Source organism: Arthrobacter sp. cf158, assembly GCF_900106835.1.
Lineage (GTDB): Bacteria > Actinomycetota > Actinomycetes > Actinomycetales > Micrococcaceae > Arthrobacter.
In genome coordinates this window covers 324,116-342,939 of the sequence record NZ_FNNR01000001.1, presented here as the reverse complement: position 1 = coordinate 342,939, position 18,824 = coordinate 324,116, and the positions used below count along the sequence as shown (strand labels likewise).

The window sequence follows — 18,824 nt, the reverse complement described above, 5'->3', positions numbered from 1 at the left end:
ATGACTTGACACTGTGACGGAAGTCGCTCTTAGTGTCCCATGGCCGGGACGTCGTTCGCTACGTCCCAGCCTTGGGATCACGCGTTTAACGCTATACGTGCTGATAAGGTGCCGTCGTCAACCGCGGGGCTGATCTTCCGGGGCCGGAAGCGTCATACCGTGGGTGGAGTCTGGGCGTCTTCCTCGGGGATGTTTTTGCCGTCCAGCGGAACTGATCCCCGGACTTTACTGATGATGCGATCGATGATGACCCCAAGAATCACCGCCACAACTATGGCGATGACTGCACCCAGCAAGTGGTTGTGCTCGAACCAGACCCCGAAGAAGTACCCCAGCACCACTGAATACGAGGCCCACAGGATAGCCGACATGGCAGTGAGTGCTACGAAGCGGCGGTGGTTGAAGTGTGTTGCCCCGGCGGTCAGATTGACGGCCACCCTGCCAATGGGGATGAACCTGGCCACCATGATCAGCGAGGCAGCGCGACGTCGAAGTTCCTTGCCTGCCCATCGGAAGGCACCCTGCATCCGCTGCGTGCGCATCCACCGCCAGCGGTGGATGCCGATCCGGTGGCCAATGATGTACGCGATGTTGTCGCCGGCGAAAGCTCCCAAGGCTGCCATCACGCCAAGCAGCCATACGTTGGGCGAGCCGCTGCTGCCGGACACTGCACTCAGGCCCACCACCACGGATTCGCTGGGAATTGGCGGGAAGAAACCATCAATCACACAACAGGCCAGCACAAGGAACAACACCCACGGCTGCTCCGCCGCGGCGAGGATGAAATCGTTGATGCCCTGCACGGTTTCCTTACGGTAGCCGGCTCCCCCACAGGCGCCGGATGACTGGTGTTCCGGGCCGTCCGTGCGGACAACCCGGAACACTTAAGCCTAGGCGATGCGATCGATGATGAGCTGATGGGCCGGGCGTGAACCCTCAGGGGCAATCACCACGGCATCCTGCAGCGCTTCCTTGGCCCGTTCAAACTTCTCCGGGGTGTCCGTCAGAAGTGTCATCAACGGCTCTCCGGCACGGACCAGCGCACCGGGTTTCGCATGCAGTCGAACACCTGCTCCGGCCTGGACCTGGTCTTCCTTGCGTGCCCGTCCTGCGCCAAGGCGCCAGGCCGCCACCCCAACGGAGAGCGCATCCAGTTCCACCAGGACTCCATCCGCCGGCGCGTAGACAACCTCGGATTCCCGGGCCACCGGCAATGCAGCCCGGGGGTCCCCACCCTGGGCTTCGATCATCCTGTTCCAGACGTCCATGGCGCGGCCGTCCTTGAGTGCGGCAGCAGGATCGGCGTCGTGGATGCCGGCACCGGCCAGCATCTCCTCAGCAAGGCGGACGGTCAGCTCGACGACGTCTTCCGGCCCACCCCCGGCCAGGACCTCAACGGATTCCTCAACCTCGATGGCGTTTCCAGCAGTCAATCCGAGCGGGGTGGACATGTCCGTGATCAGCGCTACCGTGTGCACGCCTGCGTCCTTGCCCAAGGCCACCATGGTCCCGGCCAGCTCGCGGGCCCGGGCTTCATCCTTCATGAAGGCGCCCGAACCAACTTTGACGTCCAGCACCAAAGAGCCCGTGCCCTCCGCGATCTTTTTACTCATGATCGAGGAAGCGATCAGCGGAATGGCTTCCACGGTGCCCGTGACGTCGCGGAGGGCGTACAGCTTCTTGTCGGCAGGCGCCAGCCCCGAACCTGCGGCGCAAATGACGGCTCCCACGTCCTGGAGCTGCGCCATGATCTCGGCGTTGCTCAGGTTGGCGCGCCATCCCGGAATCGCCTCAAGCTTGTCCAGGGTGCCGCCGGTGTGCCCCAGGCCCCGGCCCGACAGCTGCGGCACCGCGACTCCGAAGACGGCCACCAGGGGTGCCAGGGGCAACGTGATCTTATCCCCCACCCCACCGGTGGAGTGCTTGTCGCTGGTAGCCTTCTGACCGCCGTCGGGCCTTGTCAGGGACGAGAAGTCCATGCGCTCGCCCGAGGCGATCATGGCGGAGGTCCACCGCGATATCTCGGCGCGGTCCATGCCGTTGAGCAGGATGGCCATGTTCAGTGCGGCCATCTGCTCCTCGGCAATCACGCCACGTGTGTACGCGTCGATGGTCCAGTCAATCTGCTCGGGTGAGAGGGTGCCCTTGTCCCGCTTGATGGAAATGATCTGGACGGCGTCGAACGCTTCAGTGCTGGTCACGTGGTTTCCTCCAGGTTTTCGGGACCGAAGGCGTCAGGCAGCACCTGGTCCATGGATTTGATTCCCTGCGTCGTCATAAGCTGCATTCCCGGCGCCCTGAATTCGTAGAGCAGCTGACGGCAACGCCCACACGGCATGAGGATGTTGCCTTGGCCGTCAACACAATAGAAGGCGGTCAGCCTGCCACCACCGGTCATGTGGAGCTGTCCCACCAGCGCGCATTCGGCGCAGAGGGTCAGCCCGTAGCTGGCGTTCTCCACGTTGCAGCCGCTGACAATCCGGCCGTCCTCGGTGAGGGCCGCAGCCCCCACCGGGAACGTCGAGTACGGCGCGTAGGCATTGTGCATGGCCTGCTTTGCCGCCTCTTCCAGTGCCTGCCAATCGATGTCATTCGCCGGCATGGTCAACCCTTCACGTACGGTATGCCGCTTGCGGCCGGTGGCCGCGACTTACCCACCAAACCGGCGACGGCGAAGATGGTCACCAAGTACGGCAGCATGGCCATGAACTGGCTCGGCACCGGGGTACCGATGATGCCCAGGATCGACTGCAGGTTGTAGGCGAAGCCGAACAGCAGCGAGGCCAGGAAGGCCCCGATGGGGTTCCAACGGCCAAAGATCAGGGCCGCCAAGGCAATGAAGCCGCGACCGCCGGAAATGTCCTTGGTGAAGGAGTCGATGGTGACCAGCGTGAACACAGCGCCACCGATACCCGCGATGGCTCCACCCAGGGTGACGTTCCAGAACCGGGTGGCGTTGACGTTGATGCCGAGGGTGTCGGCGGCCTGCGGGTGCTCGCCGACAGCGCGGACACGAAGTCCCCAGCGGGTCTTGAACAGGCCAAACCACACCACTGCCACGGCAATGTACATGAGATAACCGGCAATGGACTGCTCGAACAGGATGGGCCCGATGATGGGGATGTCCGAAAGCAGCGGGATCGGCAGGATGTCCAGACGGCCCGGGGTGTTGAACTGTTCTTTGTTGGGAACCATGAGGGTGCCATAGAGGAAGCCAGTGAGGCCCGAGACCAAAACGTTCAGAACCACACCAACGATGATCTGATTGACGAGGTACTTGATGCTGAAGACCGCCAGAACCATGGACACTGCGGCACCGGCGGCCGCAGCCGCTATCAGGCCGATGTAAGGGCTCCCTGTCATGGTTGCCACGAGTGCGGCAGTGAACGCTCCGCCCAGAAGCTGACCTTCGATGGCAATGTTGACTACACCCACACGCTCACAGAGCACGCCCGAGAGCGAACCGAAGACCAAGGGCACCGCCAAGGTCACCGAACCGGCAACAAGACCGGCCAGGGAAATCGACGGCTGGCGGGCACCTGCCACAATCCACACCAGCAAGGCGAAGACGAACACCACGGCAAACGCAATGGGTAGCCACTTGGGTGACTTTTCGCCCTGCGTCCAGAGGTAGACCGAGTAGGCAGCCATGGCGAGCAGCAGGATGCCAAAAACGATGCCCCCTACCTGTCCCGGAATCATAAGTGCCGGAACTGCAACGGCGTCGCCGGCATCGCTGATCTTCATCTCGGCGGTTTGGTCCGGGCCCATAAAGCCAAAGAAGAACAGGGCGATGAGCGCCAGGACGCCCAGCGAGACGGGAACCTTCAGGGAAGGCCGGAACACAGGCAGGGCCGTTGAACCCGGCTTGGGAGCGGTGGTTGTCGCGCTCACTTGGCACCTCCAGAGGCGTTGGCAAGGGCAGCCTTCGGGGCGGCCTTGGGCGTCTTGTTCTTCTTTTTGGGCTCAAGCCGGAAGATGGACCTGATCAGCGGTGGGGCTGCGATGAAGAGGACGATCAGGGACTGCACCACCAGCACGATGTCGATGGGTGTTCCAGTCTGGATCTGCATCTGCACTGCACCTGCACGGAAAGCTCCGAACAGCAAGCCCGCGAAGAAGGTTCCCCACGGTGTACTGCGGCCCAGCAGGGCAACGGTGATGGAGTCGAAGCCGATCTGCGCGGCAACACCGCCGGTGAGCACCTTTTCGGTACCGGCCACCTGGGCCACACCGCCGAAAGCCGCAAGGGCTCCGGCAAAGGCCATGACCAGAATGGTGGCACGGGAAACCTTGACGCCGGCTGTGCGCGCGGCCACCGGATTGGCACCGACTGCACGGAACTCAAAACCGATGGTGGAGCGGTTCAGCATCCACCACACGCCAAATGTCAGGGCAACTGCTACCAGGAATCCGAGGTGGAGCCGGGAACCAGGGATGAGTACCGGGTAGGTTGCCGTTTCATCCAGGCGGGGTGAAATCGGGCTGTTGTCCCCCGGCCGGCGGAAGGCAGCGGTGTTCAACAGGAAGTCCAGGAGGAACAGCGCCACATAGTTCAGCATGATGGTCACGATGACCTCGTGCGCGCCGGTTCTGGCCTTGAGGATGCCGACAATCGCACCCCACGCTGCACCGCCCAGGACACCCATGATGATGACCACCAGCAGGTGCAGTCCGAACGGCAGGTGCCAGGCGAAACCGACATACGCCGCGAGGGTGGCACTAATGATGATCTGGCCCTGCGCGCCGATGTTGAAGAGACCGGCACGGAAAGCAAGTGCCACACCCAAACCGGCACAGATCAGCGGCGTTGCCACCGTCATGGTCTCAAGCAGGGGCTTGAAGCCCTCGCGGGCATTGAACACAGCGCCTTGGAACAAGGCCACATAGCTCTCGGTCATGGCAGCCCAGAGAGCCTGAAGGAAGTCACCTGGGCGTGCCAGGAAATAGCCCGCTGTCTTGGCTACCTGGCTATCAGTGCTGGCTATCAGCAGGCCGCCGAGGAACAGAGCCACGATGACCGCCAGGACAGAGACGAAGCCGTTGCCCATGACGATCCTGCGCAGGACGTTGCCTTCCTGGTGGCCGGGATCACCGCTCTGAGAGGAAACCGGCACGATGGACGGCCCCATCGCGCCACCAGCGGTATCAAGTGCAACATCAGCCGCACGCACTTCCGCGCTGGGAACGTCAGGGGTCTGGTCTTTGCTGGATTGCCCGTTGTTAGTCATCGGAGCCTCCTTCGGGGCCGACTCCGGCCATCATCAAGCCAAGAGTGTCGCGGGGTGTTCCCGCAGGAACGATTCCCACGAGCTTTCCCTTGTAAAGCACCGCGATGCGGTCCGCGAGCTCAATGACTTCATCCAGTTCTGTGGAAACAATCATGACCGGGGTTCCGACATCCCGTTCGGCAACGATGCGCTTGTGCAGGAACTCGATGGAGCCGACGTCCACACCGCGCGTGGGTTGGCTTGCGATGAACAATCGGAGAGGCCGGGAAAGTTCCCTGGCCATAACCACCTTTTGCTGGTTGCCGCCGGAGAGTGTGCCGGCCGCGGAACCAGCCGAAGGTGTCCGGATATCGAACTCCTCAATCTTGGCTTTCGCGTTCTCCGCCACTTTGGCAGGCTTCATGCTGATGCCGCTCGCAAACGGAGCCTGGTCGTACAGATCCAGTACCAGGTTCTCGGCCACCGAGAAGGGACCCACCAGCCCGTCCACGGTTCGGTCTTCCGGCACGAAGCCGACGCCGGAGCGCAGCACATCCTTGACCGGAAGTCCCAGCAGTTGTTTGCCATCCAGCGTTACCGATCCGGTCACGTGCTCTTGCACGCCGAGGATGGCTTCCGTCAGTTCCGTTTGGCCGTTTCCCTGGACACCGGCGACGGCGAGGATCTCGCCTTGCGCGATGTCGAAGCTGATGCCGTCCACCACATTGGTGCCATTCGCGGCGCGGACCGTGAGGTTTTCCACCACAAACGTGGTTTCTTTCGGCTGCGCAGGAGCCTTGTTCAAGCTCAGGCTCACCGGGCGGCCTACCATCATGGAAGCGAGTTCAGTCGCGGACGCAGTGGGCGGCGCGTCCCCCACTACCTTGCCGCGACGGATCACCGTGATGACGTCTGAGACAGCTTTTACCTCGCGAAGCTTGTGCGAGATAAAAACGATGGACGTTCCGCCTGCTTTGAGCTGGCGCATGATGTCCAGGAGTTCATCCGTTTCCTGCGGCGTCAGCACAGCCGTAGGTTCGTCCAGGATCAGGACCTTGGCTTCGCGGACCAGGGCCTTGATGATCTCGACACGCTGCTGGACTCCCACGGGGAGATCTTCCACCAGGGCATCAGGATCTACGTCAAAGCCGTACCGATCCGAAATTTCCCGGATCTTCTTCCGGGTTTCGTCGATGCTGAGGACACCGCCGAATGTTGTAGGTTCCGCGCCGAGGGCTACATTTTCTGCCACCGTAAAGACGGGGACAAGCATGAAGTGCTGGTGCACCATGCCGATGCCAACGGCCATGGCGTCACCAGGGCCGCGGAAATTGACGGCCTGATCGTCCACCAGGATCTGGCCCGCCGTGGGCTCGTACAGCCCGTAGAGCACGTTCATGAGTGTTGATTTACCGGCACCATTTTCGCCAAGGAGGCAATGGATTTGGCCGGATTCGACCACGAGGTCGATGTCTTGGTTGGCGTAGAAGGTCCCGAAGGCTTTCGAGATCCCCTTCAATTCGAGTTTCACAACTCCCACCGTTCTGTGAGTCCGAGGGACAGCTGAACAGCTCCAAAGCCACGAGCTTTGGGTTCAGCCTAGTCAGGGCAAAAACGCGCCGCCAGTACCGAGGCTCGGTACTGGCGGCGCGTCCAGGAATTGCTTACTTCTTGGGGCTTGCCTTCGACTCGACAACCAGCTTGCCGGAGATGATGTCCGCCTTCAGGGCATCGAGTTCGGACTTGGTCTCGGCAGAAACTGCAGAATCGAGGTCGTGGAACGGAGCGATGGCAACGCCGTCGTTCTCCAACGTGCCAACGTAGGCCGTGTTGCTGAACTTGCCGTCCTTGTCGTCCTTCACTACGGTTTCAACGGCCTCGCCCATCTGCTTCACCACGGAGGTCAGCATGAGGTCCTTGTACTCGGGAGCCGTCAGATAGCCGTCGGAGTCAACCCAGATGAGCTTGACGTCCTTGCCGGCGGCCTTGGCTTCCTTGAGCGCGGCGCCTGCACCCTTGCCCACCGGGCCGGCTACGGGCATGACGATGTCCGCACCCTGGTCCAGAAGGTTGATGGTGACCTGCTTGCCGGTGTCCTGCTTTTCGAAGTCACCGGTGAATGAGCCATCCTGGGTGTTCTTGTCCCAGCCGACAACCTGGACTGACTTGTTCTTGGCCTTGTTGTAGGCCTGGACGCCGTCGTAGAAGCCATCCATGAAGATGGTGACGGTAGGAATCTTGATACCGCCGAAGGTACCCACCTTGCCGGTCTTGGTGGTGGCGGCAGCGGCGTAGCCTGCCAGGTAGGCAGCCTGGGCGGTGTCGTAGACAACAGGCTTCACGTTGGCGATCGGAGCATCGTAGGCGAAGTCGATGATCGCGAAGTGCTTGTCGGTATTCTTCTCAGCAGCAGCCTTGGTGGCATCGCCCAGGAGGAAGCCGACGGTGACCGTAAGGTTGCAACCTGCCGAGACCATGCCGTTCAGGTTGGTCTCGAAGTCGCTGTTTGCCTTGGACTCGGCCGACCGGACCTGGATTCCGAGGTCCGTCTCAGCCTTCTTGAGGCCTTCGAATGAGGACTGGTTGAAGGACTGGTCGTCGAATCCGCCTGAGTCGGAGACGATGCATCCGAGGAAGTCGCTCTTGGTCGCCGCGCCGGATCCGGCGTCGGGAGCCTGGCCGCAACTGGTCAGCAGGAGCGCTGCTGCGCCGAGAGTGGCAACACCGGCCATGGAACCGCGCTTCAGGGTGGCACGCAGTGGTTTCTTCAATTTTCCTCCAGGAAGAAAGTGATTGGCGCTACGACGGATGGTCAATGAGTGTCCGTTTCCTATACCTGAGGCAGAAATTCTGTTTTCACTGATGCTCGCAGCTGCGCCTAAGCGCATTGATGACACCAACACTAGTGGCCTGGAACACACCCGGATAGCACAAAGTACTACTCCTGGTCAGATTGTTGACCTTTTGTTACCAAGCAGTAGCCGGGCGCGCAAGTCACACCCGGCTACCGCCGCGTCACAACCGGACGAGCATCTTTCCGGTGTTGGCACCGTCCAGCAAATCGATGAACGCCTGCGGTGCATTCTCCAGTCCATCAACGATGGTCTCGTCATAGGAGACGCTTCCGTCGGCGAGCCAGCCGGCCATCTTTTGCGCGAACTCGGCAGCGTGCTGGCGCTGGCCGCCCACCAGGAAACCACGCAGGGTCAGCTGCTTGCCAATGGCAACGGCCAGGTTCCTGGGCGCTACTGCGGGCTCGGTGGAGTTGTACTGCGCGATTGCGCCGCACATGGCCACACGGCCGCCAACAGTGAGCGTGGCCAACGCGGCTTCGAGGTGTTCGCCGCCGACGTTATCGAAGTACACATCGATGCCGCGCTCCCCCGCCGCTTCGCGCAGCTGATCGAGCACCGGGGCGTCGTTGTAATTGAACGCAGCGTCAAAGCCGAGCTCCAGCAGGCGGGCCACCTTCTCCGGCGAACCAGCGCTGCCAATGACCCTGGATGCGCCCATCGCCTTGGCAATCTGCCCCACCATGGAGCCAACAGCACCAGCCGCACCGGAGACGAAGACGACGTCGCCTTCCTTGAACTCGGCCACCTTCAGCAAGCCGGCATAGGCGGTCAGGCCGGTCATGCCCAGCGCTCCAAGGAACGCCGACGTCGGGGCAAGCCCGCTGGGCACAGGGGTGGTTGCCGCTGCATCAACCACTGCGTGTTCGCGCCACCCCAGTTGATGCACGACGACGTCACCCACCTTGTGCGCGTCCGACCGGGACGCGATCACCTCACCTACTGCACCGCCGTCGAGGGCTGCGTCGAGGCGGAATGGCGCTGAGTAGGACTTGACGTCGTTCATGCGGCCGCGCATGTAGGGATCCACGGACATGAACTGGTTCTTCACCAGGAGCTGTCCCTCGGCGAGCTCTGGGAGCTGTGCTGCTGCCAGCCGGAAGTTCTCCGGGGCCGGACGGCCAACGGGGCGGGAGGCCAGCTGGATTTCGCGGGTTTCGGTGGCGACGGCGCTCATGCTGCGAACTCCACGAGCTTGAGGTCCACGGCCATGTTGCCGCGGGTTGCGTTGGAGTAGGGGCAGATCTGGTGCGCCTTCTCCATCAGCTGCTCTGCCGTGGAGCGGTCCAGCGCCGGCAGGGCAATCTCGAGCTCGGCAGCCAGGCCATAGCCTTCGCTGTCCGTCAAGGCACCGAAGTGGATCTTGGCAGCAACCGCCGAATCGCTGAGGTCAACGCGTTCCTTGCGGCCCACCAGGCGCAGGGCAGAGTGGAAGCAGGCAGCGTAACCGGCAGCGAAGAGCTGCTCAGGGTTGGTTCCTTCACCGTTGCCACCCAGTTCCACGGGGCTGGCCAGAGCAACGTCCAGTTTGCCATCGTTGGTGCGGGCGTTGCCGTCCCGGCCTTCGCCGGAGGCGAGTGCCTCGGCAGTGTAAAGAGTCTTCATGGTGTTTCCGTTTCTCTTTGGGAATGGATGGCCCGGGATTCTCCGGGAGTCTGTCAGAGTGAGCTGTTCAGGGCCGCGGTGAGCTTGCCGAGACTGGCATGAAGCTGTCCGATTTCCTCGGGCGAAAGCCCGGCAGCGTCCGCGAGGCGCTGTGGCACGGCCTGAGCGCGGTCACTCAGGGCAGTGCCGGCGTCTGTCAGTACGACGTCCACGCGGCGCTCGTCCTCGTCCGAGCGGCGACGCTCCACGAGCCCCAGGCCTTCAAGGCGCTTGAGCAGTGGTGACAATGTGCCGGAGTCGAGGCCCAGTTCTGCGCCCAATTCACGGACACTCCGCGGTTCCTGCTCCCACAGCACCAGCATCACCAGGTACTGCGGGTACGTCAGCCCCAGATCTTCCAGCACGGGGCGGTAGACCGCCGTCGCAGCTTTTGAAGCCGAGTACAGCGCAAAGCAGACCTGGTGGCGGAGGCGGGGTGCATCACTCATGGATAAAACGATAGTGCACAATTCAATTGTGCACAACTCATTCTCGCCGAAAGCACCGGGTGAGTCGCAGTTCAGTCTGTTTTGTGATCTCACAACGGACTGAACTGCGAGTCAGCTGGGTCTACTGGTTGAGGTCCCGGATCGTCCGGAGGGCGGCGGCGGTGAGAACGCGGATGGCGTAGCCCAAGGCGCGCTCGTCCACGATGAAGTCACCACGGTGGAGATCGTATTCCTCGCCACCCGGCGTATGCGTGCCCAGGCGCATCATGGCACCGGGGAGGTCCGCCAGGAACCACGCGAAGTCCTCGCCGCCCATGGACTGCGGGGTGAGGACCACTGCGTTCTCGCCCAGCTCGGCGCGGGCGGAGGCTTCGATAAGGGCCGTCTCATGCTCGGAATTCACCACGGGCGGCACGCCGCGGGTGTGCTCAAGGTGCACGTCCACGCCGTAAGGAGCAGCAACCTGCCTCACAACATCGTCCAGCAGCTCCCCTGCACTATGCCAGGCATCGCGATCCAGGCAGCGCATGGTTCCAGCCATATAGCCGGATCCGGGAATGGCATTCGGCGCCGAGCCGGCCGAAATCTGGCCCCAAACCACTGATACGCCGCTGCGGACGTCCACGCGACGGGAAAGAACCGCCGGGACGTTGATGGCGATCTGCGACAAAGCGAAGACCAGGTCCTCAGTCAGGTGCGGGCGGGAGGTGTGGCCGCCGCGTCCGGAAAGTTCAATCTTGATGGTGTCCGACGCCGACGTAATGGCGCCGATGCGCGTGCCGATCTGACCCACATTGATCCGGGGATCGCAGTGCAGCGCCAGGATGCGCGGCACGCCTTCAAGCACGCCCTGCTCGATGCAGGACAATGCGCCACCGGGCATGGTTTCCTCGGCAGGCTGGAAGATGATCCGGACCGTGCCACCCAGCGGATTGTTCTTGTGCATCCGCTGCAGCGTCAAGGCAATGCCCAGCATGGCCGTGGTGTGGACGTCGTGCCCGCAAGCATGGGTTACGCCATGGTTCTTCGACGCGAACGGCAGGCCGGTTTCCTCAATGATGGGCAGTGCGTCGATGTCTCCGCGAAGGGCTGTGGCAATGGGGCCCTCACCCACGTCAACCGTCAGCCCGGTCTCCTCGAGCCGACGCGGTTTCAGTCCGGCCGCTTCAAGCCGCTCCACCAGCTTGTCCGTGGTGCGGAATTCCTTGAAGGACAACTCCGGGTGCGCATGGAGGTCACGCCGGAATTCGATAAGTCCGGGAAGCAGTTCATCAACCCAAGGACTCACCACGGGAGCAGGCTCGGTTTCAGTCGTGTAATTGCGCACGTCACAACTCTAGCCATGCGTGGCCCCCGAAGAACGAAAGCCACCTCTTGGTTACGCTGCGTTCAGCGGCAGGACAACCAAAGAGGTGGCTCACGGTATAAGAGGAAGTACTAGAGCACGTCCGTATCGCCGCTGGCTTTCAACGCGTCAACGGTGCCTTTCACCAGTTGCGCGTGTTCCTTGGTGGTGACCAGGAGCGCGTCCGGGGTGTCAACGATGACCACGTCCTTGATGCCGATCAGGGCGATCACGCGCTTGGTATCGGAGACCACAACACCACTGGCATTCTCCGCAAACACGCGGGCGCCTTCACCGAGCACCGTCACTTCATCGACGTCGCCGGCGTTGTTGAGGCGGCCGATGGCGGCAAAGTCACCAACGTCGTCCCAGCGGAAGGTGCCAGGTACGACGGCGACATCGCCGGCTGCCGCTGCAGGCTCGGCTACCGCGTAGTCAATGGCAATCTTGGGCAGGGTGGGCCAGACACGTGCTGTCACTTCTGCGCGCTGCGGAGTATCCCAAGCCTCGGCGATCTCCTGCAGGCCGGCAAAGAGCTCCGGTTGGTTGGCTTCAAGGTGCTTGAGCATGAGGGCCACAGGGGCCACGAACATGCCGGCGTTCCAGACGTAGTCGCCGGCCTCCACATACTTGTTGGCAACTTCCTGGCTGGGCTTCTCCACGAACTCCGCTACGGCAAGCGCGTTCGGTGCACCTTCAACGTTCAGGGCTGCGCCGGAGCGGATGTAGCCAAAGCCGGTGGAAGGGTGTGTGGGCTTGATGCCGATAGTGACGATCTTGCCCATGGCAGCGGTATAAATCGCCTCGCGCACAGTTTCCTGGAAGAGGTCGTCGGGGCTGATGACCTGGTCCGCGGCGAAGGAACCCATGATGGTCTCCGGATCCCGGCGATACAGGATGGCAGCGGCCAGACCGATGGCGGCGCCGGAGTCCTTTGGCTCGCTCTCCAGCACCAGCTCGTCATCTCCCACCTCGGGGAGCTGGCGGCATACGGCGGCACGGTGTGCCTCGCCGGTTACTACGAGCACGCGTTCGCCTGCCAAGGGCTCAAGGCGGTCGTAGGTGGCCCTCAACAACGTACTGCCGGAACCGGTCAGGTCGTGGAGGAACTTGGGCGCAGCGGCACGCGAGAGTGGCCACAGCCGGGTGCCCACACCGCCCGCCGGAATAACCGCATGGAAGCGGTTCATGGGCGATTCCGGGTATTTCGCGTCTTCTGTACTCACCGCAACACTTTATCCGACGCAACCGGGAAGCCCCGCAGAACGCCACGCATGTGGTGTTCGTCTCAAGCACTACGCAAAATTGCCTGAATACGGGCAGGAAACATGGAATTAACAAGCAAAGAAGCCAGTCCTAAATTGAATATGCTGTGAGCGAAGCCTAGATTTAGGCGTGAGCTACGAGTGCTCTCGCAGCAGGCGTTCCCCCCGCGTGGATCCCATGCCAGCGCCGCTGTGTTGCAGGAAGGTTTAATCAGTGCCGACAAAACCAGCTGGCACCTTGTACCGCGGCCGTGAAGGCATGTGGTCCTGGGTTGGACACCGTATTACCGGTGTAGTGATCTTTTTCTTCTTGTTGGTCCATGTGCTGGACACCTCATTGGTGCGCGTGTCCCCGGAGGCCTACACGGCCGTTATTGGCGCTTACAAGAACCCCCTCATGGCCCTGGGTGAAACGGGCCTGGTCGCCGCGATCATCTTCCACGCCTTCAACGGCCTGCGTGTGATCGCCATCGACTTCTGGAAGAAGGGCGCGAAGTACCAGCGCCAGATGCTGTGGATCGTGCTTGCGCTGTGGCTGGTCACGTTCGCCGGCTTCGCCATCCGCCACCTTTCCCTCGCGCTGGGAGGCCACTAAGCCATGACAACCATCGAATCTCCGCGCAGCGGAAAAATCAGCAGTGGCAAGATCGCACCGAAGTACAACCGCACGGGCTCAAGCCGCGGCAACTTCGAAATGATCGCCTGGCTCTTCATGCGCCTCTCCGGCATCGTCCTGGTGGTGCTGATCTTCGGCCACCTCTTCGTGAACCTGTTGGTGGGCGAAGGCATCCACGCCATTGACTTCGGCTTCGTTGCCGGCAAGTGGGCCGATCCCTTCTGGCAGTTCTGGGATCTCGCCATGCTCTGGCTTGCCATGCTGCACGGCACCAACGGCGTCCGCACCATCATCAACGACTACGCCGAGAAGGATTCCACGCGCTTCTGGCTCAAGATGGTCCTTTACGCGGCCACCCTGGTCATCATCATCCTGGGCACGCTGGTGATCTTCACCTTCAACCCGTGCCCCGTGGTGGACGGCGTTCAGCTTCCTGGCGGGTTCTGCCCGGCCCCGTAGCGGCCGGGCCACAGCGGCGATGCCGGCTTGATCCGGCACGCCTGACGTAGCGGAGCAGCCTCCGCGACCATCTGAATTTTTGAAAGAGAGAGCATCTGGTATGCAGGTCCATAAGTACGACGTCGTCATTGTCGGTGCAGGTGGCGCCGGCATGCGCGCCGCGATCGAGTCCGGTCAGCGCGCACGCACAGCGGTACTGACCAAGCTCTACCCCACCCGCTCGCACACCGGTGCAGCCCAGGGTGGAATGTGTGCAGCACTGGCCAACGTCGAAGAAGACAACTGGGAATGGCACACCTTTGACACCATCAAGGGTGGCGACTACCTGGTTGACCAGGACGCAGCCGAGGTCATGGCCAAGGAAGCCATTGACGCCGTGCTGGACCTGGAGAAAATGGGTCTGCCGTTCAACCGCACGCCCGAGGGCCGGATCGACCAGCGACGCTTCGGTGGCCACACCCGTGACCACGGCAAGGCACCCGTACGCCGCGCCTGCTATGCAGCCGACCGTACCGGCCACATGATCCTGCAGACGCTGTACCAAAACTGCGTCAAGCACAATGTTGAGTTCTACAACGAGTACTACGTCCTTGACCTGCTGATCGTCGAAGAAGACGCAGTGCGCGAAGACGGTACCCCGTACAAGCAGAAGCGCGTAGCCGGCGTGGTCTCCTACGACCTCGCTTCCGGTGAGCTTCACGTGTTCCAGGCCAAGTCCGTCGTTTTCGCTTCCGGTGGTGCCGGCAAGGTCTTCAAGACCACGTCCAACGCCCACACGCTCACGGGCGACGGCATGGGCATCGCGTTCCGACGCGGTATCCCCCTGGAAGACATGGAGTTCTTCCAGTTCCACCCGACCGGCCTCGCCGGCCTGGGCATCCTCCTGACCGAGGGTGCACGTGGTGAAGGTGCCATCCTGCGTAACTCCGAGGGTGAGCGCTTCATGGAGCGTTACGCCCCCACCATCAAGGACCTCGCACCCCGTGACATCGTGGCCCGCGCCATGGCGAACGAAGTGCGTGAAGGCCGCGGTTGTGGTCCGAACAAGGATTACGTCCTGTTGGACCTGACCCACCTTGAGCCCGCCCACATTGAGGCCAAGCTTCCGGACATCACCGAGTTCGCCCGCACCTACCTTGGTGTGGAACCGTTCACCGATCCTGTCCCCGTTTTCCCCACGGCCCACTACGCCATGGGCGGCATCCCCACCAACATCACCACCGAGGTGCTGCAGGACAACGACACGATCGTGCCGGGCCTCTACGCAGCCGGTGAAGTTGCCTGCGTGTCCGTTCACGGCTCCAACCGCCTGGGTACCAACTCCCTCCTGGACATCAACGTCTTCGGCAAGCGCGCCGGCATCGCCGCTGCGGAGTACTCCAAGACGGCCGACTACGTCGAGCTGCCCGAGGACCCCGAGGCAATGACCCGCGGCATCCTCAATGGCCTCCTCACGGGCAACGGCACCGAGCGCGTTGCGCAGATCCGCAAGGAACTGCAGGACACCATGGATGCCAACATGCAGGTGTTCCGCACCAAGGAATCGCTGGAGCAGGTTCTGAGCGACATCGCTTCCTTCGAAGAGCGGTACAAGAACGTCACGGTCCAGGACAAGGGCAAGCGCTTCAACCTGGATCTCCTGGAAGCAGTGGAGCTGGGCTTCCTGCTGGACATGGCCAAGGTCATGACCGTCGGTGCCCTGCACCGTGAAGAGTCCCGCGGTGGCCACTACCGCGAAGACTTCCCGGACCGCAATGACGAAAAGTTCATGAAGCACTCCATGGCCTACCTGGACAATTCCGTCACCGTCGACTCCTCGGCGGAATCCGTTGCGGGCATCCGTCTGGAGACGAAGCCCGTCATCTTCACCCGTTACGAGCCGATGGAGCGTAAGTACTAATGACGACCGAAATGGCAGAGCCCGCTTCCAAGATCGAGCTCCCGGCAAGCGTTGCCGGCGACGGTGAAATTCCCACATTCCACATCACGCTGCGCGTGCGCCGCTACGATCCGGAAATCTCGGACGAAGCACGCTGGGATGACTACAAGCTGACCATGTATGGCACTGACCGCGTGTTGGACGCCCTCCACAAGGTCAAGTGGGAGATCGACGGCAGCGTTTCCTTCCGCCGCTCCTGCGCGCACGGTGTGTGCGGTTCCGATGCCATGCGCATCAACGGCCGTAACCGCCTCGCCTGCAAGACGCTGCTGAAGGATCTGGATACGTCCAAGCCCATCACTGTGGAACCGATCAAGGGCCTCCCTGTGGAGAAGGACCTGATTGTGGACATGGAACCCTTCTTCCAGTCCTTCCGCGAAGTCATGCCGTTCCTGATCAACAAGGGCCACGAGCCCACCAAGGAACGCCTGCAGTCCGTTGAGGACCGTGAGCGCTTTGACGACACCACCAAGTGCATCCTTTGCGCTGCCTGCACCTCGTCCTGCCCGGTCTTCTGGACCGACGGCCAGTACTTCGGTCCGGCGGCGATCGTCAACGCACACCGCTTCATCTTCGATTCCCGTGATGACGCCGGCGACATGCGCCTTGAGATCCTCAACGACAAAGAAGGCGTGTGGCGTTGCCGCACCACCTTCAACTGCTCGGAAGCATGCCCGCGTGGCATCCAGGTGACCAAGGCAATCGCTGAGGTCAAGCAGGCCATCCTGTCCCGCAAGATCTAGTTCGCCGTTCCTTCAGGAACAGCACGACGACGGCGCCGCTCACCTACGTTGGTGACGGCGCCGTCGTCGTTAATCACTTTCCCTACCGGTCATCTCGACGCAAGGAGACCAGCGTGTCACGCTCCGAAAAGATCAGCTTCACTGGAAGCACCGGCGATTCGCTGGCTGGCATCGTGGACGTTCCCGAGGGTCCGGTGCGGGGCTGGGGCGTGTACTCCCATGGCCTCACACTGGGAAAGGACAGCCCTGCGGCTTCCCGTATCTGCAAGGGCCTGGCTGACCAGGGCGTGGGGATGCTGCGCTTCGACAACCTGGGCTTGGGCGGCTCTGCCGGTGAATGGTCTGCGGGGTCCTTCAGCGTGAAGGTGGCCGACACCATCCTGGCGGCCGGATTCATGCGGGAGCAGGGCCGGGACATCTCCCTGCTGGTGGGCCACTCGTTCGGCGGTGCGGCCGTTCTTGCAGCAGCCCGCGACATTCCCGGGTTGAACGCCGTGGTAACCGTGGGTGCGCCCTACGAACCCAAACACGTTGAGCATATGTTCGACGCTGAAATAGACGACATCCTGCGCGATGGCAGCGCTGTGGTGGACCTTGGAGGGCGGCCCATGGAGGTCCGCCGCCACTTTGTAGAGGATGTGGAACGCGCAGATCTGCGGGACTGCATCCGCACCCTCCACAAGCCGCTGATGGTGATGCACTCCCCCACTGACAACACCGTGGGAATCGACAACGCCAGCGAGATCTTCCGTACTGCCCGGCACCCCCGGAGCTTTATCTCCTTGGAGGGCAGCGAGCACCTCCTCACCGGGAAGGGCCAGGCAGCCCGGGTTGCGCGCATTATCAGTGCCTGGGCAGATCCTTACCTTGAGGTCCGGGACGCCGGTTAAGGGCCCTGCCCGCCACAGCCGGGCAGCAATAGAGCGCGTTCCGGTAGCCCACAACGCGCTCTACTGTGTCCCGGCCGGTACCTACTTGCCGATAGCCGCTTTACTTTCACTCAGCCACTGCTCTGCGGCCTTCTCCGGGCTCAGCCTCTTGAACAGGACCTCGGTGTTGATGCGTGCCGTGATCTCGGAGACTGCCGTCGAACCGGTGGGACCAATGAATGTTGGCGCAAAGTCCATCTTTCCGATCTGGTCGATGTAGGCGGCCTCCACCTTGCCCTGGGGCGTCAACAGATCCTGGATGGCCGTGCGCATGCCGGAGTTACTGGGCACGCCACGGTCGCTCTGGATGATCTTGGCGGCAGCCTCATTGTTGACGAGGAAGCTGACCAGCTTGGCTGCAGCATCCGTGTGCTTGCTGCGGGCGGAGATGGTGTAGAACTGCGATGACTGAAGCCAGATGCCGGGGGTTGGGGTCTCGCCGGGCAGCTTCAGGAGCTTCAACTCCGCCCCGGAAGCCTTGCTCAGCGCCGAGAGCGAGTTGCTCCACGTGAGCATCATCCCGGCCTGCCCCATGCCCATCAGAGTCTGTTCGGTGCTGACGTTGAGCTTTTCCACAGTCTCGGAAGCGCTGGGGGCGGCGCCGGATTCACTGAGTTTCAGCGAGTAGTCGAAGTACGCCTGAACAGTGTCCTTGTCCAGGCCGAGCTGCCCGTCCTGGGTGTAGAGGGACTTGCCGCGCTGGCGGGCGAAAGCGTCCAAGGAGTCATGGGTGAGGACGGTAGCTGTGCCGTAGGTGCCCTTGGGGCTCATGGCGGTGATCTCCTCTGCGATCCTGGCGAACTCATCCCAGGACCACGTGCTGTCATCCGGGAGTGAAACACCGGCAGCTTGGAAGACGGCAGGATTCACGACGATGGCCAGAGCGTTGGCGCCTGTGGAGACTCCGTATTGCTTTCCCTGGACCTGCCCGTTCTCCAGGGCTCCCTGATCCAGCTTGGACAGGTCCAGGGACGCATCGACCTTTGACAAGTCCAGAAGTGCGCCGCGATTGGCGTACTCGGCCGGGTAGGCGCCACCCATGGTGATGACGTCGGGAGCATCGTTCGCTGCCACCTGCGTGGCGAGTTTGTCGAAGTAGCCCGTGATGTCACCGTACTCGGGCTTGACCTTGATGTTGGGGTTCGCTGCCTCGAACTCCTTGATGGCCTTGTTGGTCAACTCGGCACGGTTGGCGTTGCCCCACCAGGAGAACCGGATTTCCACGGGGCCATCTTCAGGCTGGTTGGAGGAGGAGCTGGAGCAGGCTGCTGTGAGGCCAAGGAGGCCAACAGCTGTGACGAATGCGATTGATTTTCGGATACCACGGAGAGATTTACGCGCCATTGGGTAAGCTTCTTTCAGACTCAAGAAAA

General features: G+C 62.1%; 18 protein-coding genes. 5 read left to right on the top strand and 13 right to left on the bottom strand.

The features are described from left to right. Positions 1 to 152: 152 nt before the first annotated feature. The 12 genes from BLW08_RS01615 to BLW08_RS01560 form a co-directional block, all read right to left on the bottom strand. A complete protein-coding gene (locus BLW08_RS01615) occupies positions 153 to 803 on the bottom strand; it encodes a DedA family protein (protein ID WP_090819916.1) in 651 nt (216 codons plus the stop codon). Between the two features lie 87 nt (positions 804 to 890). Beyond that, positions 891 to 2,201, bottom strand: a complete 1,311-nt coding sequence (locus tag BLW08_RS01610) for a thymidine phosphorylase (protein ID WP_090819919.1) — start codon at positions 2,199 to 2,201, stop codon at positions 891 to 893. Then, entirely contained in the window at positions 2,198 to 2,602 is a 405-nt protein-coding gene (locus tag BLW08_RS01605; RefSeq protein ID WP_091322991.1) for a cytidine deaminase, read from the bottom strand. The genes BLW08_RS01610 and BLW08_RS01605 overlap by 4 nt, the downstream gene beginning before the upstream one ends. A 2-nt stretch (positions 2,603 to 2,604) precedes the next feature. After that, on the bottom strand, positions 2,605 to 3,894 hold the full coding sequence (locus tag BLW08_RS01600) for an ABC transporter permease (protein WP_090819925.1): 1,290 nt from the start codon (positions 3,892 to 3,894) through the stop codon (positions 2,605 to 2,607). Next, a complete protein-coding gene (locus BLW08_RS01595; protein ID WP_090819928.1) occupies positions 3,891 to 5,231 on the bottom strand; it encodes an ABC transporter permease in 1,341 nt (446 codons plus the stop codon). The genes BLW08_RS01600 and BLW08_RS01595 overlap by 4 nt, the downstream gene beginning before the upstream one ends. Continuing rightward, entirely contained in the window at positions 5,224 to 6,741 is a 1,518-nt protein-coding gene (locus BLW08_RS01590; protein ID WP_090820666.1) for an ABC transporter ATP-binding protein, read from the bottom strand. Before BLW08_RS01590 ends, BLW08_RS01595 begins: the two co-directional genes overlap by 8 nt. A 133-nt stretch (positions 6,742 to 6,874) precedes the next feature. Further along, positions 6,875 to 8,113, bottom strand: a complete 1,239-nt coding sequence (locus BLW08_RS01585) for a BMP family lipoprotein (RefSeq protein WP_090819930.1) — start codon at positions 8,111 to 8,113, stop codon at positions 6,875 to 6,877. A gap of 112 nt (positions 8,114 to 8,225) precedes the next feature. Further along, the gene (locus tag BLW08_RS01580; RefSeq protein ID WP_091322989.1) at positions 8,226 to 9,239 is read right to left on the bottom strand and encodes an NADP-dependent oxidoreductase; all 1,014 of its coding nucleotides are present in this window, start codon (positions 9,237 to 9,239) and stop codon (positions 8,226 to 8,228) included. Continuing rightward, complete coding sequence (locus BLW08_RS01575; RefSeq protein ID WP_090819936.1) at positions 9,236 to 9,667, bottom strand: organic hydroperoxide resistance protein; 432 nt, start codon at positions 9,665 to 9,667, stop codon at positions 9,236 to 9,238. The genes BLW08_RS01580 and BLW08_RS01575 overlap by 4 nt, the downstream gene beginning before the upstream one ends. 53 nt (positions 9,668 to 9,720) lie before the next feature. Beyond that, positions 9,721 to 10,155, bottom strand: a complete 435-nt coding sequence (locus BLW08_RS01570; protein ID WP_091322987.1) for a MarR family winged helix-turn-helix transcriptional regulator — start codon at positions 10,153 to 10,155, stop codon at positions 9,721 to 9,723. Between the two features lie 121 nt (positions 10,156 to 10,276). Further along, positions 10,277 to 11,482 carry an amidohydrolase gene (locus tag BLW08_RS01565; protein ID WP_090819941.1) on the bottom strand — a complete coding sequence of 402 codons (1,206 nt, stop codon included), beginning with the start codon at positions 11,480 to 11,482 and terminating at the stop codon, positions 10,277 to 10,279. 110 nt (positions 11,483 to 11,592) lie between these two features. Then, positions 11,593 to 12,726 (bottom strand): mannose-1-phosphate guanylyltransferase, encoded by a 1,134-nt coding sequence (locus tag BLW08_RS01560; RefSeq protein WP_090819944.1) that lies wholly within the window; start codon positions 12,724 to 12,726, stop codon positions 11,593 to 11,595. 253 nt (positions 12,727 to 12,979) lie between these two features. Between BLW08_RS01560 and sdhC the strand changes: the two genes are divergently transcribed. The 5 genes from sdhC (at position 12,980) to BLW08_RS01535 (ending at position 17,412) form a co-directional block, all read left to right on the top strand. Next, positions 12,980 to 13,360, top strand: a complete 381-nt coding sequence (sdhC, locus tag BLW08_RS01555) for a succinate dehydrogenase, cytochrome b556 subunit (protein ID WP_089594138.1) — start codon at positions 12,980 to 12,982, stop codon at positions 13,358 to 13,360. A gap of 3 nt (positions 13,361 to 13,363) precedes the next feature. After that, a complete protein-coding gene (locus BLW08_RS01550) occupies positions 13,364 to 13,840 on the top strand; it encodes a succinate dehydrogenase hydrophobic membrane anchor subunit (RefSeq protein ID WP_090819946.1) in 477 nt (158 codons plus the stop codon). A 100-nt stretch (positions 13,841 to 13,940) separates the two neighbouring features. Beyond that, entirely contained in the window at positions 13,941 to 15,740 is a 1,800-nt protein-coding gene (gene sdhA, locus BLW08_RS01545; RefSeq protein ID WP_090819949.1) for a succinate dehydrogenase flavoprotein subunit, read from the top strand. Beyond that, positions 15,740 to 16,522 carry a succinate dehydrogenase iron-sulfur subunit gene (locus BLW08_RS01540; protein ID WP_090819952.1) on the top strand — a complete coding sequence of 261 codons (783 nt, stop codon included), beginning with the start codon at positions 15,740 to 15,742 and terminating at the stop codon, positions 16,520 to 16,522. Before sdhA ends, BLW08_RS01540 begins: the two co-directional genes overlap by 1 nt. Before the next feature lie 113 nt (positions 16,523 to 16,635). After that, complete coding sequence (locus BLW08_RS01535) at positions 16,636 to 17,412, top strand: alpha/beta hydrolase (RefSeq protein WP_090819955.1); 777 nt, start codon at positions 16,636 to 16,638, stop codon at positions 17,410 to 17,412. 81 nt (positions 17,413 to 17,493) lie between these two features. Here the strand turns inward: BLW08_RS01535 and BLW08_RS01530 are convergent, their stop codons facing one another. Further along, entirely contained in the window at positions 17,494 to 18,795 is a 1,302-nt protein-coding gene (locus tag BLW08_RS01530; protein ID WP_091322985.1) for an ABC transporter substrate-binding protein, read from the bottom strand. Between the last annotated feature and the right edge of the window lie 29 nt (positions 18,796 to 18,824).

Bases quoted from the DNA above. Each gene is read 5' to 3' on its own strand.
- BLW08_RS01570 (WP_091322987.1), bottom strand. From the start codon at position 10,155: ATGAGTGATGCACCCCGCCTCCGCCACCAGGTCTGCTTTGCGCTGTAC.
- BLW08_RS01550 (WP_090819946.1), top strand. From the start codon at position 13,364: ATGACAACCATCGAATCTCCGCGCAGCGGAAAAATCAGCAGTGGCAAG.
- BLW08_RS01530 (WP_091322985.1), bottom strand. From the start codon at position 18,795: ATGGCGCGTAAATCTCTCCGTGGTATCCGAAAATCAATCGCATTCGTC.
- BLW08_RS01595 (WP_090819928.1), bottom strand. From the start codon at position 5,231: ATGACTAACAACGGGCAATCCAGCAAAGACCAGACCCCTGACGTTCCC.
- BLW08_RS01540 (WP_090819952.1), top strand. From the start codon at position 15,740: ATGACGACCGAAATGGCAGAGCCCGCTTCCAAGATCGAGCTCCCGGCA.
- sdhA (WP_090819949.1), top strand. From the start codon at position 13,941: ATGCAGGTCCATAAGTACGACGTCGTCATTGTCGGTGCAGGTGGCGCC.
- BLW08_RS01580 (WP_091322989.1), bottom strand. From the start codon at position 9,239: ATGAGCGCCGTCGCCACCGAAACCCGCGAAATCCAGCTGGCCTCCCGC.
- BLW08_RS01575 (WP_090819936.1), bottom strand. From the start codon at position 9,667: ATGAAGACTCTTTACACTGCCGAGGCACTCGCCTCCGGCGAAGGCCGG.
- BLW08_RS01605 (WP_091322991.1), bottom strand. From the start codon at position 2,602: ATGCCGGCGAATGACATCGATTGGCAGGCACTGGAAGAGGCGGCAAAG.